Source organism: Streptomyces sp. NPDC001606 (genome assembly GCF_053596835.1).
This window is the reverse complement of record NZ_JBSFHC010000016.1, coordinates 124,833-138,656: the sequence shown is the minus strand read 5'-3', so window position 1 is coordinate 138,656 and position 13,824 is coordinate 124,833. Positions and strand designations below refer to the sequence as shown.

The window sequence follows — 13,824 nt, the reverse complement described above, 5'->3', positions numbered from 1 at the left end:
TGCGAAACATGCCGTATCGGCACGGATCCGTTGATCAGCGGGTCTTGACTGGTCCCTCTTGCCCGCCGGACGGCCCGCCCGTCCGCGACCCCGGGGAGACGCATGGCTGCTCGTGCACGCACCCTTCTCCGTTGCCGCGCCGGTGTCCTCGCGGCGGCCACGGCCACGGCCGCGCTCGCCCTCGCCGGTACCGCGACCGCCTCGGCCGGACCGCCGAAGTGGGCCACGACACTGCCCCAGGGCCACGACGTGTCGTCCCACCAGGAACATGTGGACTGGTCGACGGCGCTCGACAAGGGCGCCCGGTTCGTCTACGTGAAGGCGACCGAGTCCACCGGCTACCGCAACCCCTACTTCGCCGAGCAGTACGACGGCGCGTACCGCTCCGGCCTGGCCCGGGGCGCGTACCACTTCGCCCGGCCGGACCGGTCCTCCGGCGCCCGGCAGGCCGAGTTCTTCGTGCACCACGGCGGCGACTGGCGGGCGGACGGCTGGACCCTGCCGCCCGCGCTCGACATCGAATACAACCCGTACGACCCCAGGCATCCGTGCTACGGGCTGAGCCACCGGAGGATGGTGCACTGGATCCGGTCGTTCAGCGACGAGGTCGAGCAGGAGACCGGCCGCCCCCCGGTGATCTACACGACCGCCGAGTGGTGGCGGATGTGCACCGGCGACAGCGACGCCTTCGCCGCCCGGAACCCGCTGTGGATCGCCCGACACGGCAGCTCGGGGCCGGGGGACCTGCCGGGCGGCTGGCAGGACTGGACGTTCTGGCAGTACGGCACCCGGGGCGGGCTGCCGGGTGACCAGAATCTCTTTCACGGCTCGGCGGCCCGGCTGCGTTCCTTCGCCCGGGGCTGGTAGCCAAGGGGCGACTGGGGTGAGCGGGGTCGAAGGCGGCAAACGGGACCCCACTCCCTCGATCAGGACACCGTCAGGCCCGTCTCAGTTCATCTTCCGTTCACCCAGGTTGCCTACGTTCATCCAGCCAACGACCTCGAACGATTGCCTGGGTAAATGGAAAGCTTCTCGCTGATCCTCGCGATTGTGGTGGTAACCGCTCTCGCGTTCGATTTCACGAACGGTTTCCACGACACCGCGAACGCGATGGCCACGACCATCTCGACAGGCGCACTCAAGCCCAAGCTCGCGGTGACCATGTCCGCCGTCCTCAACCTGGCCGGCGCCTTTCTCTCGGTGGAGGTCGCCAACACGATCTCCAAGGGTCTCGTCGACGAGACCGGCATCCGTCCCGAGGTCATCTTCGCCGCCCTGGTCGGCGCGATCCTCTGGAACCTGCTGACCTGGCTGGTGGGCCTCCCCTCCAGCTCCTCGCACGCCCTGATGGGCGGCCTGATCGGTGCCGCCGTGGCCTCCGCGGGCTTCGGCGCCGTGCACGGGGACGTCCTGGTCACCAAGGTGATCCTGCCGGCGGTCGCCGCCCCGGTCGTGGCGGGCCTCGCCTCGATGCTGGCGACCCGCTTCTCCTACGGCGTCGGCGGCGGCGACGACAGCCAGGCCACCCGCAAGGGCTACCGCGCCGGCCAGATCGCCTCCGCCGGCCTGGTCTCCCTCGCCCACGGCACCAACGACGCGCAGAAGACCATGGGCGTCATCACCCTCGCGCTGGTCGCGGGCGGCTCCCTCGCCCCCGGCTCCAACCCGCCGGTCTGGGTGATCCTCTCCGCGGGCCTGGCCATCGCGCTCGGCACCTACATCGGCGGCTGGCGCATCATCCGCACCATGGGCACGGGCCTGACCGAGCTGGAGCCGCGTCAGGGCTTCGCCGCGCAGACCAGCGCCGCCACCGCCATCCTGACCTCCTCGCACCTCGGCTTCTCCCTCTCCACCACGCATGTCGTCTCCGGCTCGGTGATGGGTGCGGGCCTCGGCCGCAAGGGCGGAGTGGTCCGCTGGTCCACCGCGACCCGGATGGCCGTGGCCTGGGTGCTGACCCTGCCGGCCGCCGCGCTGGTCGGCGCGGGCGCCGAGGCCGTCACGGAGCTGGGCGACTGGGGCACCGCCGCCGTCGCCGTCTTCCTGGTCGCCTCGAGCGCCGCCATCTGGAAGATCTCCCGCCGCGAGGTCGTCGACCACACCAACGTCGTCGAGGAGACCGGTGAGCCGGCCGGCGTGGTGACCACCGCCATCGCCGCCGTGACCCCGCCCCCCGCGGGCCAGATCACCGAGGACCTGACGGCCACCATCGCGTCCCCCGCCGCCGAGCCCACCCCGGTCACCCCGGCGGTTCCGCCGGCCGCCACCGTCTGACCCGGTCACCCCGGTTACCGGTTACCGAAGGAAGCAACCCCATGAAGATCGACTGGGCGGCCATCGGCTCCGTCTTCGGCGTCAGCCTCGTGGTCACGGTGGGCCTGGTGGCCCTGTTCAGCCTCGGCATCAAGGGCCTGGCCCACCGCGAGCGGGCCACCGCGCAGGGCGACTCCGCCGCCCTCGCCGTCACCGGCGCCTACCTGAGCTTCGCGGCCTGCGCGGCGGCGGTGGCGTACGGGATCTACCTGATCGTCGCCAAGGCCTGACCGCGGACCTTCCGAAGGCTCCCCTCCCCGCACCGCGGAGGGGAGCCTTTTTCATACCCTCCCCCGCTGTGTCTCCCCCTCCCCTCTCACCGTGTCTCCCCCAGCCCTCCCGCCCCGCAATGTGGGGATCGGCACACTCCCCCCATGCAGGTCAACAGCAAGTTGACGGCCGTTCCGGGCGCGTGGTGGACTGCCCGGGCCAAGTACGGCGGCAGAAGAGGAAGCCGGTGCGAATCCGGCGCGGTCCCGCCACTGTCACCGGGGAAGAACCCCCCGGGAGCCAGGAACTCTCACCGCCGAATCTCGTCGAACCAGGGCGCGGACACCCTGAGTGAGGACATAGATCGCCATGCCGGGCTGCCGATGGACAAGGCCGAGCACCAGGACCCGTACCAGGGCCGCTGCCGATCCGACGGCCGGCTGAGCCGATGGGTGCCGATCGCAGCTACGCGTACGGCGCCGCCGCCGGCCTTCTCGGGGACCTGCTCCTCGGCGATCCGCGCCGCGGCCATCCGGTCGCCGCGTTCGGACGGGCGGCCGCGGCCGTGGAAGGCGCGTTGTGGCACGACCACCGCGGCTGGGGCGCCCTGCACACCGTCGTGTGCGCCGGTGGCGCCGTCGCCCTCGGCACGGCGGCCGCACGCGCCGTACGCCCCTCCCACGCCCTCTCCGTCGCACTGACCGCCGCCGCCACCTGGTCGGTCGTCGGCGGCACCTCGCTCGCCCGGGAGGCCCGCACCATCGGGCGCGCCCTGGAGCGCGGCGACGTCGAGGCGGCCCGCGCGCGGCTGCCGCACCTGTGCGGCCGGGACCCGCAGGCGCTGGACGCCGACGGGATCGCCCGGGCCGTGGTCGAGTCGGTCGCCGAGAACACCTCCGACGCCGTCGTGGGTGCCCTGGTCTGGGGCGCCGTGGCCGGCGTGCCCGGACTGCTCGGGTTCCGGGCGGTCAACACCCTCGACGCGATGGTCGGTCACACGTCGCCCCGGTACCGGCGCTTCGGCTGGGCCTCCGCCCGCCTCGACGACGTGGCCGGCTGGCCCGGCGCCCGGCTGACCGCCGTGCTCGCCGCCGCGGCCGGACCCGATCCGCGCGGTGCCCTGCGCGCCTGGCGGGCCGACGCCCACCGCCACCCGAGCCCCAACGCGGGCCCGGTGGAGGCGTCCTTCGCGGGCGCCCTCGGGGTCCGGCTGGGCGGCACCCTCTCCTACGGCGGCCGGGTCGAGCACCGGCCCGTGCTCAACGGCGGCGCCGGACGGGCGGTCCAAGTCACCGACATCGACCGGGCCGTACGGCTCTCCCGCCGGGTCGGCCTCCTCGCGCTCGGCGTCACGGCCGCCGCGCGCCTCATCGTGAAGGGACGCGGGAAGTGAACGGTGGTCTCCTCGTCGCCGGCACCACCTCCGACGCGGGCAAGAGCGTCGTGACGGCCGGAATCTGCCGGTGGCTGGTGCGCCAGGGCGTGAAGGTCGCGCCGTTCAAGGCGCAGAACATGTCCCTCAACTCCTTCGTCACCCGCGAGGGCGCGGAGATCGGACGGGCCCAGGCCATGCAGGCCCAGGCCTGCCGGACCGAACCGACCGCGCTGATGAACCCGGTGCTGCTGAAGCCGGGCGGCGAACAGAGCAGCCAGGTGGTGCTGATGGGCAAGCCCGTCGGCGAACTGAGCGCGCGCGGCTACCACGGCGGCCGGCAGCAGAAGCTGCTCGGCACGGTGCTGGACTGCCTGGCCGAGTTGCGGGGCACGTATGACGCGGTGATCTGTGAGGGGGCGGGCAGCCCGGCGGAGATCAACCTGCGCCGGACCGACATCGTGAACATGGGCATCGCCCGCAACGCGCGGCTGCCCGTGCTGGTGGTCGGGGACATCGACCGCGGGGGCGTCTTCGCCTCCTTCTTCGGCACGGTCGCCCTGCTGGCCCCGGAGGACCAGGAACTGGTCGCCGGCTTCCTGGTCAACAAGTTCCGCGGGGACGTCTCCCTGCTGGAGCCCGGCCTGGACATGCTGCACGGCCTCACCGGGCGGCGCACGTACGGCGTGCTGCCCTTCCGGCACGGGCTCGGCATCGACGAGGAGGACGGACTCAGGGTCTCCCTGCGGGGCACGGTCCGCGAGTCCACCGTCACTCCCCCGCTCGGCGCGGACGTGCTGCGGGTCGCCGTGTGCGCGATCCCGCTGATGTCCAACTTCACCGACGTGGACGCGCTGGCCGCCGAACCGGGCGTGGTGGTGCGGTTCGTGGACCGCCCCGAGGAGCTGGCCGACGCCGACCTCGTGGTGATCCCGGGCACCCGCGGCACCGTGCGCGCACTGGAGTGGCTGCGCGAGCGCGGGCTCGCCGACGCCCTCGTGCGCAGGGCCGCCGAGGAACGCCCGATCCTCGGCATCTGCGGCGGCTTCCAGATCCTCGGCGAACACATCGAGGACGAGGTCGAGAGCCGCACGGGACAGGTGGACGGCCTCGGACTGCTGCCCGTCCGGGTGCGGTTCGCCCGCGAGAAGACCCTCACCCGGCCCAGCGGTCACGCCCTGGGCGAGCCGGTCGAGGGGTACGAGATCCACCACGGGGTGGCCACCGTCGAGGGCGGCGAGCCCTTCCTGGACGGCTGCCGGGTCGGCCACACCTGGGGCACCCACTGGCACGGCTCGCTGGAGTCGGACGGCTTCCGGCGGGCCTTCCTGCGCGAGGTGGCCGGCGCCGCGGGCCGCCGCTTCGTACCGGCCCCCGACACCTCCTTCGCCGCGCTGCGCGAGGAGCAGCTCGACCGGCTCGGCGACCTGATCGAACAGCAAGCGGACACGGACGCGCTCTGGCGGCTCATCGAGTCGGGCGCGCCGCAAGGACTGCCTTTCATTCCACCGGGAGCGCCCGCATGAGCACAGTGTTGTTGTTGTCGACCGCCGACACGGATCTGCTGGCGGCCCGGGCCTCCGGCGCCGGCTACCGCATCGGCAACCCGACCCGGGTCGACGTCGCCGAGGAGCTGCCCGGCCTGATCCGGGGCGCCGACCTCGCGGTCGTACGGCTGCTCGGCGGCAAGCGCGCCTGGGAGGACGGGCTCGCCGTACTGAAGGCGTCCGGGATCCCGACCGTGCTGCTGGGCGGCGAGAGCGTGCCGGACGCCGAGCTGATGGCCGAGTCCTCGGTGCCCGCCGGTGTCGTCGCGGAGGCGCTGAAGTACCTGGTCGAGGGCGGCCCCGCCAACCTCCTGGAGCTGTCCCGGTTCCTGTCGGACACCGTGCTGCTGACCGGCGAGGGCTTCGAGGAGCCGCGGAAGATGCCGGAGTACGGCGTCCACGGCTCGTACGAGCGTGCGGACGGCCGTCCGACCGTGGGCGTGCTCTTCTACCGGGCGCACGAGCTGAGCGGCAACACCGGCTTCGTGGACACCCTGTGCGAGGCGATCGAGGCGCAGGGCGCCAACGCCCTTCCCGTGTACTGCGGTTCGCTGCGCGGTGCCGACGCCGGGCTGTACGAGCTGCTGGGCCGGGCCGACGCGCTGGTGGCCACCGTGCTCGCGGCCGGCGGCACCCACGCCTCGCAGGCGTCCGCGGGCGGCGACGAGGAGGCGTGGGACATCGGCGCGCTGGCCGAGCTGAACATCCCGGTGCTGCAAGGCCTCTGCCTCACCTCCTCGCGGGCCGCCTGGGACGAGTCCGACGCGGCCCTCTCCCCCATGGACGCGGCGATGCAGGTCGCGATCCCGGAGTTCGACGGCCGGCTGATCACCGTGCCGTTCTCCTTCAAGGAGCAGGGCCCGGACGAGGTCCCGGTGTACGTCGCCGACCCCGAGCGGGCCGCCCGGGTGGCCGGGATCGCCGTACGCCACGCCCGGCTGAAGCACAAGCCGAACCCGGACAAGAAGATCGCGCTGGTCTTCACGGCCTACCCGACCAAGCACTCCCGCGTCGGCAACGCGGTCGGTCTGGACACCCCCGCCTCGGCGGTCCGGGTACTGGACGCGCTCCGGGACGCCGGGTACGGGGTCGACGGCTACCCCGACAACGGCGACGAGCTGATCCACCGGCTGATCGAGGCCGGCGGCCACGACGTGGAGTGGCTGACCGAGGACCAGCTGCGCGCCGCGCCCGCCCGGGTGCCGCTGGCCGACTACCGGGCCTGGTTCGAGAAGCTGGACCCGGAGCTGCGGGAGGCGATGCGCGAGGCGTGGGGCGAGCCGCCGGGCAGCCTGTACGTCGACGGCGACGACATCGTCCTGGCCTCCTTGCAGTTCGGGAACGTCGTCGTCATGATCCAGCCGCCGCGCGGCTTCGGGGAGAACCCGATCGCGATCTACCACGACCCCGACATGCCGCCCTCGCACCACTACATGGCTGCCTACCGCTGGCTGGACCACAGCTTCGGCGCGGACGCGATCGTGCACATGGGCAAGCACGGCACGATGGAGTGGCTGCCGGGCAAGGGGCTCGGGCTGGGCGCCGGGTGCGCCCCGGACGCGGTCCTCGGCGACCTGCCGCTGATCTACCCGTTCATCGTCAACGACCCCGGCGAGGGCACCCAGGCCAAGCGGCGCGGCCACGCCACGGTGGTCGACCACCTGGTGCCGCCGATGGCCCGCGCGGACACCTACGGCGACCTGGCCAAGCTGGAACAGCTGCTGGACGAGTACGCGCTCGTCTCCGACCTGGACCCGACGAAGGCACCGGCGGTCCGCGCGCAGATCTGGACGCTGGTCAAGGCGGCCGAGCTGCACCACGACCTGCATGTGGACGAGCAGCCGGACGAGGACGAGTTCGACGAGTTCGTCATGCACATCGACGGCTATCTGTGCGAGATCAAGGACGTGCAGATCCGTGATGGCCTGCACGTCCTCGGCGGCGGCCCGGTCGGCGAACCGCGGGTCAACCTGGTCCTCGCCGTGCTGCGGGCGTCCCAGGTGTGGGGCGGCCAGGCGAACGCGCTGCCCGGTCTGCGGGCCTGTCTGGCGGCCCACTTCGGACTGGCCGAGAAGGAGCTGCTGGCCGAGCCGGGCGCGCCGGTGAAGGTGCCGGTGGAGCTGACCGACCTGGTGGACGGTCCGGCGCGGACCGCGTCCGACGCGATCGACCTGCTGGAGCAGCTGTGCCGGCGGATCGCGGAGGAGCTGGAGGCCCGGGCGTGGGACCGCACGGTCGCCGCCGCCGTGCTGCGGGGCGTCCTCGGCACCGAACTCCCCGACGCCGTCGCGGTGCTGGAGTTCGCCTGCGAGGAGGTCGTACCCCGGCTGGCGCGCACCACCGACGAGATCGGGCACATCCTGCGGGCCCTGGACGGCGGCTACGTCCCGGCCGGCCCCTCCGGCTCCCCGACCCGCGGCCTGGTCAACGTCCTTCCGACCGGCCGGAACTTCTACTCCGTCGACCCCAAGGCGATCCCGTCCCGGCTGAGCTGGGAGGTCGGGCAGGCGCTGGCCGACTCCCTGGTCGCCCGCTATCTCCAGGACACCGGCGCGTACCCGAGGTCCGTGGGCCTGACCGTGTGGGGCACGTCCGCGATGCGCACCCAGGGTGACGACATCGCCGAGATCCTCGCGCTGCTGGGCTGCCGCCCGGTCTGGGACGACGCCTCGCGCCGGGTGACCGGCTTCGAGGTGATCCCGCTCGCGGAGCTGGGACGGCCGCGCATCGATGTCACGGTCCGCATCTCCGGCTTCTTCCGGGACGCGTTCCCGCACGTGGTGGGGCTCATCGACGACGCGGTACGGGCGGTGGCCGAGCTGGACGAGCCGGCCGAGTCCAACTTCGTCCGGGCGCATGTGGAGGAGGACGCCGCCCAGCACGGCGACCGACGGCGCGCCACGGCCCGTGTCTTCGGCTCGAAGCCGGGCGCGTACGGCGCGGGTCTGCTGCCGCTGATCGACGCGCGGAACTGGCGCAGCGACGCGGACCTCGCCGAGGTCTACGCGGTCTGGGGCGGCTACGCCTACGGCCGCGGGCTCGACGGGCGGGCGGCGCGCGGGGACATGGAGACGGCGTTCCGGCGGATCGCGGTGGCGGCGAAGAACGTCGACACGCGCGAGCACGACCTGGTCGACGCGGACGACTACTTCCAGTACCACGGCGGCATGGTGGCCATGGTGCGGCACCTGACCGGCGAGAACCCCGAGGCGTACGTCGGCGACTCCGCCACCCCGGACCAGGTGAAGACCCGGACGCTGGGCGAGGAGACGCACCGGGTGTTCCGGGCCCGGGTGGTCAACCCGCGCTGGATGGCGGCCATGCGCCGGCACGGCTACAAGGGCGCCTTCGAGATGGCGGCGACGGTCGACTACCTGTTCGGCTACGACGCCACGGCCGGCGTGGTGGACGACTGGATGTACGAGAAGCTCAGCGCCGAGTACGTCTTCGACCCGGAGAACCGGGACTTCATGAAGAAGTCCAACCCGTGGGCGCTGCGCGGCATCACCGAACGGCTGCTGGAGGCGGCGGACCGGGGGCTGTGGGCGGAGCCGGACGCGGACACCCTGGAGCGGCTGCGCGCCACCTACCTCGAGCTGGAGGGCGACTTGGAGGGCGACGACCAGTGACCACCCCCTTTCCTTTCACGGCCGTCGTCGGCCAGGACGATCTGCGGCTCGCGCTGCTGCTGAACGCGGTCAGCCCCGCCGTCGGCGGTGTGCTGGTGCGCGGCGAGAAGGGCACCGCCAAGTCGACTGCCGTGCGTGCTCTTTCGGCGCTGCTGCCCGAGGTGGCCGTGGTGCCCGGGTGCCGGTTCTCCTGTGACCCCGGCTCGCCCGACCCGGCGTGCCCGGACGGGCCGCACGAGCCGGGGGCCGGTGCGGCGCGGCCCGCGCGGATGGTCGAGCTGCCGGTCGGCGCCTCCGAGGACCGGCTGGTCGGCGCGCTCGACATCGAGCGGGCGCTGGCGGAGGGCGTGAAGGCCTTCGAACCCGGCCTGCTGGCCGACGCGCACCGCGGAATCCTGTACGTGGACGAGGTCAACCTCCTCCACGACCACCTGGTGGACCTGCTGCTGGACGCGGCGGCGATGGGTGCCTCGTACGTGGAGCGCGAGGGTGTCTCCGTGCGGCATGCCGCGCGGTTCCTGCTGGTCGGCACCATGAACCCCGAAGAGGGGGAGCTGCGGCCGCAGTTGCTGGACCGGTTCGGGCTGACGGTCGAGGTCGCCGCTTCCCGGGAGCCCGACCAGCGGGTGGAGGTCGTGCGGCGCAGGCTCGCCTACGACGACGATCCGGCCGGTTTCGCCGCGCGGTGGGCGGACGAGGAGGCGGCCGTACGGCAACGGATCGTGGCGGCGAGGGAGTTGCTGCCCTCGGTGCGGCTGGGCGACGGCGCGCTGCGGCAGATCGCGGCGACCTGTGCCGCCTTCGAGGTGGACGGCATGCGGGCCGACATCGTGATGGCGCGTACGGCGACCGCGCTGGCCGCGTGGGCCGGGCGGACCGATGTGCTGGCCGAGGACGTGCGGCAGGCGGCGCTGCTGGCGCTGCCGCACCGCAGGCGCCGCAACCCCTTTGACGCTCCCGGTCTGGACGAGGACAAGCTGGACGAGACCCTGGAGCAGTTCTCCGGGGACGGCTCCGAGGGCGACGAGGACCCCGATCCCGACGGCCCCGGCGGGGGCGGCGGGCAGCCGCAGCCCGATTCCGGTCCGCAGGGCGGCGGGGACACCGCCGCGCGGCCGGAGGCCGGCGAGGGCGGGGAGCCGCAGGCGTCCGGGGCGAAGGAGCAGTCGCCCGTGCGGGCGGCCGAGCCGTTCCGGACCAAGGCGCTGAGCGTGCCCGGGATCGGCGAGGGCGCCGCCGGGCGGCGCTCGCGGGCGCGGACCGAGCACGGGCGCACCACCGGTGCCCGGCGGCCGCAGGGGACGCTGACCAAGCTGCATCTGGCGGCGACCGTGCAGGCGGCGGCGCCGCACCAGCGGGCGCGCGGCCGGTCCGGTCCCGGGCTGGTGGTCCGCCGGGACGATCTGCGGCAGGCGACCCGGGAGGGGCGCGAGGGCAACCTTGTGCTGTTCGTGGTGGACGCCTCCGGATCGATGGCGGCCCGGCAGCGGATGGGTGCCGTGAAGGGTGCCGTGCTGTCGCTGCTGCTCGACGCCTATCAGCGGCGGGACAAGGTGGGGCTGGTGACCTTCCGGGGCGCCGGTGCGGAGGTCGCGCTGCCGCCGACGTCCTCGGTGGACGCCGCCGCCGTACGGCTGGAGTCGCTGCCGACCGGGGGCCGTACGCCGCTGGCGGCCGGGCTGCTGAAGGCGCATGACGTGCTGCGGGTGGAGCGGCTGCGGGATCCGGCGCGGCGGGCGCTGGTCGTCGTGGTGACGGACGGACGGGCCACCGGGGGCCCGGAGCCGGTGGCGCTGGCCGGGCGGGCGGCGCGGCTGTTCGCGGCCGAGGGGGTCGCGTCGGTGGTCGTGGACTGCGAGTCGGGGCCGGTGCGGCTGGGGCTCGCCGGGCAGCTGGCCGGTGAGCTGGGTGGTACGGCCGTCACGCTGGACGAGTTGCGGGCCGACTCGATCGCCGGGCTGGTCAGGGATGTGCAGGGGACGTCGAGGAGGGCCGCGTAATGCCGCAGGGACAGCCGAGTGTGGTGCCGGACGACGGTCTGACGACCCGTCAGCGTCGTAACCGGCCGCTGGTGGTCGTGCACACCGGGATCGGCAAGGGCAAGTCGACCGCCGCGTTCGGGCTCGCGCTGCGCGCCTGGAACCAGGGGTGGCCCATCGGGGTGTTCCAGTTCGTCAAGTCGGCGAAGTGGAAGGTCGGCGAGGAGAACGCGCTGCGGGTGCTCGGTGCCTCGGGCGAGGGCGGCACGGTCGACTGGCACAAGATGGGCGAGGGCTGGTCGTGGGTGCAGCGGGACGCCCAGATGGACAACGAGGAGAAGGCCCGGGAGGGCTGGGAGCAGGTCAAGCGGGACCTGGCCGCCGAGACGTACCGGCTGTACGTGCTGGACGAGTTCGCCTATCCGATGCACTGGGGGTGGGTGGACACCGATGAGGTGGTCGAGGTGCTGCGGGACCGCCCGGGCACCCAGCACGTCGTCATCACCGGGCGGAACGCGCCGGAGAAGCTGATCGACTTCGCGGATCTGGTGACCGACATGTCCAAGGTGAAGCACCCCATGGACGTGGGGCAGAAGGGCCAGAAGGGCATCGAGTGGTGATGTCGTCGGTGCCTCGGCTGGTCATCGCCGCGCCCGCCTCGGGCAGCGGCAAGACCACCGTGGCCACGGGGCTGATGGCCGCGTTCGCCGCGCGGGGGCTCGCCGTGTCCCCGCACAAGGTCGGGCCGGACTACATCGACCCCGGGTACCACGCGCTCGCGACCGGGCGGGTGGGGCGCAACCTCGACGCGTATCTGTGCGGGCCGGAGCTGGTCGCTCCGCTGTTCCTGCACGGGGCGCGGGGGTGCGACCTCGCGGTCGTCGAGGGTGTGATGGGGCTGTACGACGGGGCGGCGGGGGAAGGCGAGCTGGCCTCCACCGCCCATGTGGCCAAGCTGTTGGGCGCTCCGGTGGTGCTGGTCGTCGACGCGTCGTCGCAGTCCCGGTCGGTCGCCGCGCTGGTGCACGGGTTCGTGTCCTGGGATCCGGAGGTGCGGGTCGGGGGCGTGATCCTGAACAAGGTGGGGTCCGACCGGCACGAGGCGCTGTTGCGGGAGGCGCTGGAGTCGGTGGGCGTGCCGGTGGTGGGCGCCTTGCGGCGGGCTCAGCAGGTCTCGACGCCCTCTCGGCATCTGGGGTTGGTGCCGGTCGCCGAACGGCGTTCCGCTGCGGTCGACGCCGTCGCTGATATGGCGGCGCTGGTGGCTCGGGGGTGTGACCTGGAGGCCCTCGAAGCGCTTGCCCGTGCTGCCGGTCCCCTTCCAGGGGGCTCCGCCCCCTGGACCCCCGCCTCGCCCACCCTCGACCCGACTCGGTCGGCCGGAAGGCGGGACGGCCGGGCGGCGTCGGCGCCCGTCGTCGCCGTCGCCGGGGGGTCCGCCTTCACCTTCTCCTACGCCGAGCACACCGAGCTGCTCACCGCCGCCGGTGCCGAGGTCGTCACCTTCGATCCGCTGCGGGACGAGGAACTCCCGGAGGGCACCGCGGGCCTGGTCGTCGGCGGCGGCTTCCCCGAGGTGTACGCGGCCGAGCTGTCGGCCAACGAGCCGCTGCGCAAGGCCGTCGCCGAGCTGGCGCGAAGCGGCGCCCCGGTCGCGGCGGAGTGTGCCGGGCTGCTGTATCTCTGCCGGGAGCTGGACGGGCAGCCGATGTGCGGGGTGCTGGACGCCTCGGCGCGGATGACCGAACGGCTGACGCTCGGCTATCGGGACGCCGTGGCCGTCGGGGACAGTGTGCTGGCCGCCGCGGGGACCCGGATGCGGGGGCACGAGTTCCATCGCACGGTCGTCGAGCCGGGTGCCGGCGCCGCTCCCGCGTGGGGGGTGCGGGCCCCCGTACGGCGGGTCGAAGGTTTCGTACAGCAGGGCGTGCACGCGAGTTATCTGCACACGCACTGGGCCGCGCGGCCCGGTGTCGCCCGTCGGTTCGTGGAGAGGTGCCGGACGTCATGAGCAGCAGGCTGGTCGGGGTCGGGGTCGGTCCCGGGGATCCGGAGCTGGTGACCGTCAAGGGGGTCAACGCGCTGCGGGCCGCCGAGGTCGTCGTCGTACCGGTGATGGACACCGGTGAGCGGGGGCGGGCGGAGGCGACCGTGCTGCATTACGTGGCGCCGGAGAAGGTCGTCCGGGTGGTGTTCGCGCTGAACGAGCGGGAGGACCGGGCGCGCCGGGAGGCGGCCTGGGACGCGGCCGGTGCCACCGTCGCCGGGCTGCTGGAGCGGCATGGCTCGGTCGCCTTCGCGACCATCGGGGACCCGAACGTGTACTCGACGTTCACCTATCTCGCGCAGACCGTCGCGGAGCTGGTGCCGGGGGTCGTGGTGGAGACGGTGCCGGGGATCACCGCGATGCAGGATCTGGCGGCGCGGTCGGGTGCGGTGCTGACCGAGGGCACCGAGCCGCTGACCCTGGTGCCGGTCACCGCCGGGTCGGCGGTGCTGAAGGAGGCGTTGGCCGGGCCGGGGACCGTGGTGGCGTACAAGTTCGGGCGGCAGGCGGCGGAGGTCGCGGCGGCGCTCGCGGAGACCGGGCGGCTCGGGGACGCGGTGTGGGGCTCGGCGCTGGGTCTGCCGGAGGAGTCGGTGCGGCCGGCCGCCGAGCTGGACGGCGCTCCGCTGCCGTATCTGTCGACGCTGATCGCGCCGCCCCGGCGGGACGGCGGGCGGGGCGGCAAGCTGTGAGACCGCGTCCGCGCTCCCGGCGGCGGCACGCGCTC

10 protein-coding genes and 1 riboswitch are annotated in these 13,824 nt (G+C 73.5%); all 10 genes read left to right on the top strand.

Annotation, left to right across the window (positions count from 1 at the left end; genetic code table 11):
* Positions 1-102: 102 nt before the first annotated feature.
* The 10 genes from ACWCV9_RS26685 (at position 103) to cobI (ending at position 13,789) form a co-directional block, all read left to right on the top strand.
* On the top strand, positions 103-867 hold the full coding sequence (locus ACWCV9_RS26685; protein WP_450790229.1) for a lysozyme: 765 nt from the start codon (positions 103-105) through the stop codon (positions 865-867).
* A 153-nt stretch (positions 868-1,020) separates the two neighbouring features.
* The gene (locus ACWCV9_RS26680) at positions 1,021-2,274 is read left to right on the top strand and encodes an anion permease (RefSeq protein ID WP_450790227.1); all 1,254 of its coding nucleotides are present in this window, start codon (positions 1,021-1,023) and stop codon (positions 2,272-2,274) included.
* A 41-nt stretch (positions 2,275-2,315) separates the two neighbouring features.
* Positions 2,316-2,543, top strand: a complete 228-nt coding sequence (locus ACWCV9_RS26675; protein ID WP_385843222.1) for a hypothetical protein — start codon at positions 2,316-2,318, stop codon at positions 2,541-2,543.
* A 169-nt stretch (positions 2,544-2,712) separates the two neighbouring features.
* Positions 2,713-2,855: riboswitch (cobalamin riboswitch) on the top strand.
* 116 nt (positions 2,856-2,971) lie between these two features.
* Positions 2,972-3,916: a cobalamin biosynthesis protein gene (locus ACWCV9_RS26670; protein ID WP_450790225.1), complete on the top strand. Its 945-nt coding sequence runs from the start codon at positions 2,972-2,974 to the stop codon at positions 3,914-3,916.
* Complete coding sequence (locus ACWCV9_RS26665) at positions 3,913-5,421, top strand: cobyric acid synthase (RefSeq protein WP_450790224.1); 1,509 nt, start codon at positions 3,913-3,915, stop codon at positions 5,419-5,421. The genes ACWCV9_RS26670 and ACWCV9_RS26665 overlap by 4 nt, the downstream gene beginning before the upstream one ends.
* Complete coding sequence (cobN, locus tag ACWCV9_RS26660; RefSeq protein WP_450790222.1) at positions 5,418-9,071, top strand: cobaltochelatase subunit CobN; 3,654 nt, start codon at positions 5,418-5,420, stop codon at positions 9,069-9,071. Before ACWCV9_RS26665 ends, cobN begins: the two co-directional genes overlap by 4 nt.
* On the top strand, positions 9,068-11,071 hold the full coding sequence (locus ACWCV9_RS26655; RefSeq protein ID WP_450790220.1) for a putative cobaltochelatase: 2,004 nt from the start codon (positions 9,068-9,070) through the stop codon (positions 11,069-11,071). Before cobN ends, ACWCV9_RS26655 begins: the two co-directional genes overlap by 4 nt.
* Complete coding sequence (gene cobO, locus ACWCV9_RS26650) at positions 11,071-11,670, top strand: cob(I)yrinic acid a,c-diamide adenosyltransferase (RefSeq protein WP_450790218.1); 600 nt, start codon at positions 11,071-11,073, stop codon at positions 11,668-11,670. Before ACWCV9_RS26655 ends, cobO begins: the two co-directional genes overlap by 1 nt.
* Complete coding sequence (locus ACWCV9_RS26645) at positions 11,670-13,061, top strand: cobyrinate a,c-diamide synthase (RefSeq protein ID WP_450790216.1); 1,392 nt, start codon at positions 11,670-11,672, stop codon at positions 13,059-13,061. Before cobO ends, ACWCV9_RS26645 begins: the two co-directional genes overlap by 1 nt.
* Complete coding sequence (gene cobI / locus ACWCV9_RS26640; RefSeq protein WP_450790214.1) at positions 13,058-13,789, top strand: precorrin-2 C(20)-methyltransferase; 732 nt, start codon at positions 13,058-13,060, stop codon at positions 13,787-13,789. Before ACWCV9_RS26645 ends, cobI begins: the two co-directional genes overlap by 4 nt.
* Positions 13,790-13,824: the final 35 nt, after the last annotated feature.

Excerpts from the sequence above, each read along its gene's own strand:
- ACWCV9_RS26645 (WP_450790216.1), top strand. The coding sequence starts at position 11,670 with ATGTCGTCGGTGCCTCGGCTGGTCATCGCCGCGCCCGCCTCGGGCAGC.
- ACWCV9_RS26675 (WP_385843222.1), top strand. The coding sequence starts at position 2,316 with ATGAAGATCGACTGGGCGGCCATCGGCTCCGTCTTCGGCGTCAGCCTC.
- ACWCV9_RS26685 (WP_450790229.1), top strand. The coding sequence starts at position 103 with ATGGCTGCTCGTGCACGCACCCTTCTCCGTTGCCGCGCCGGTGTCCTC.
- ACWCV9_RS26670 (WP_450790225.1), top strand. The coding sequence starts at position 2,972 with ATGGGTGCCGATCGCAGCTACGCGTACGGCGCCGCCGCCGGCCTTCTC.
- cobN (WP_450790222.1), top strand. The coding sequence starts at position 5,418 with ATGAGCACAGTGTTGTTGTTGTCGACCGCCGACACGGATCTGCTGGCG.
- ACWCV9_RS26680 (WP_450790227.1), top strand. The coding sequence starts at position 1,021 with ATGGAAAGCTTCTCGCTGATCCTCGCGATTGTGGTGGTAACCGCTCTC.
- cobI (WP_450790214.1), top strand. The coding sequence starts at position 13,058 with ATGAGCAGCAGGCTGGTCGGGGTCGGGGTCGGTCCCGGGGATCCGGAG.
- cobO (WP_450790218.1), top strand. The coding sequence starts at position 11,071 with ATGCCGCAGGGACAGCCGAGTGTGGTGCCGGACGACGGTCTGACGACC.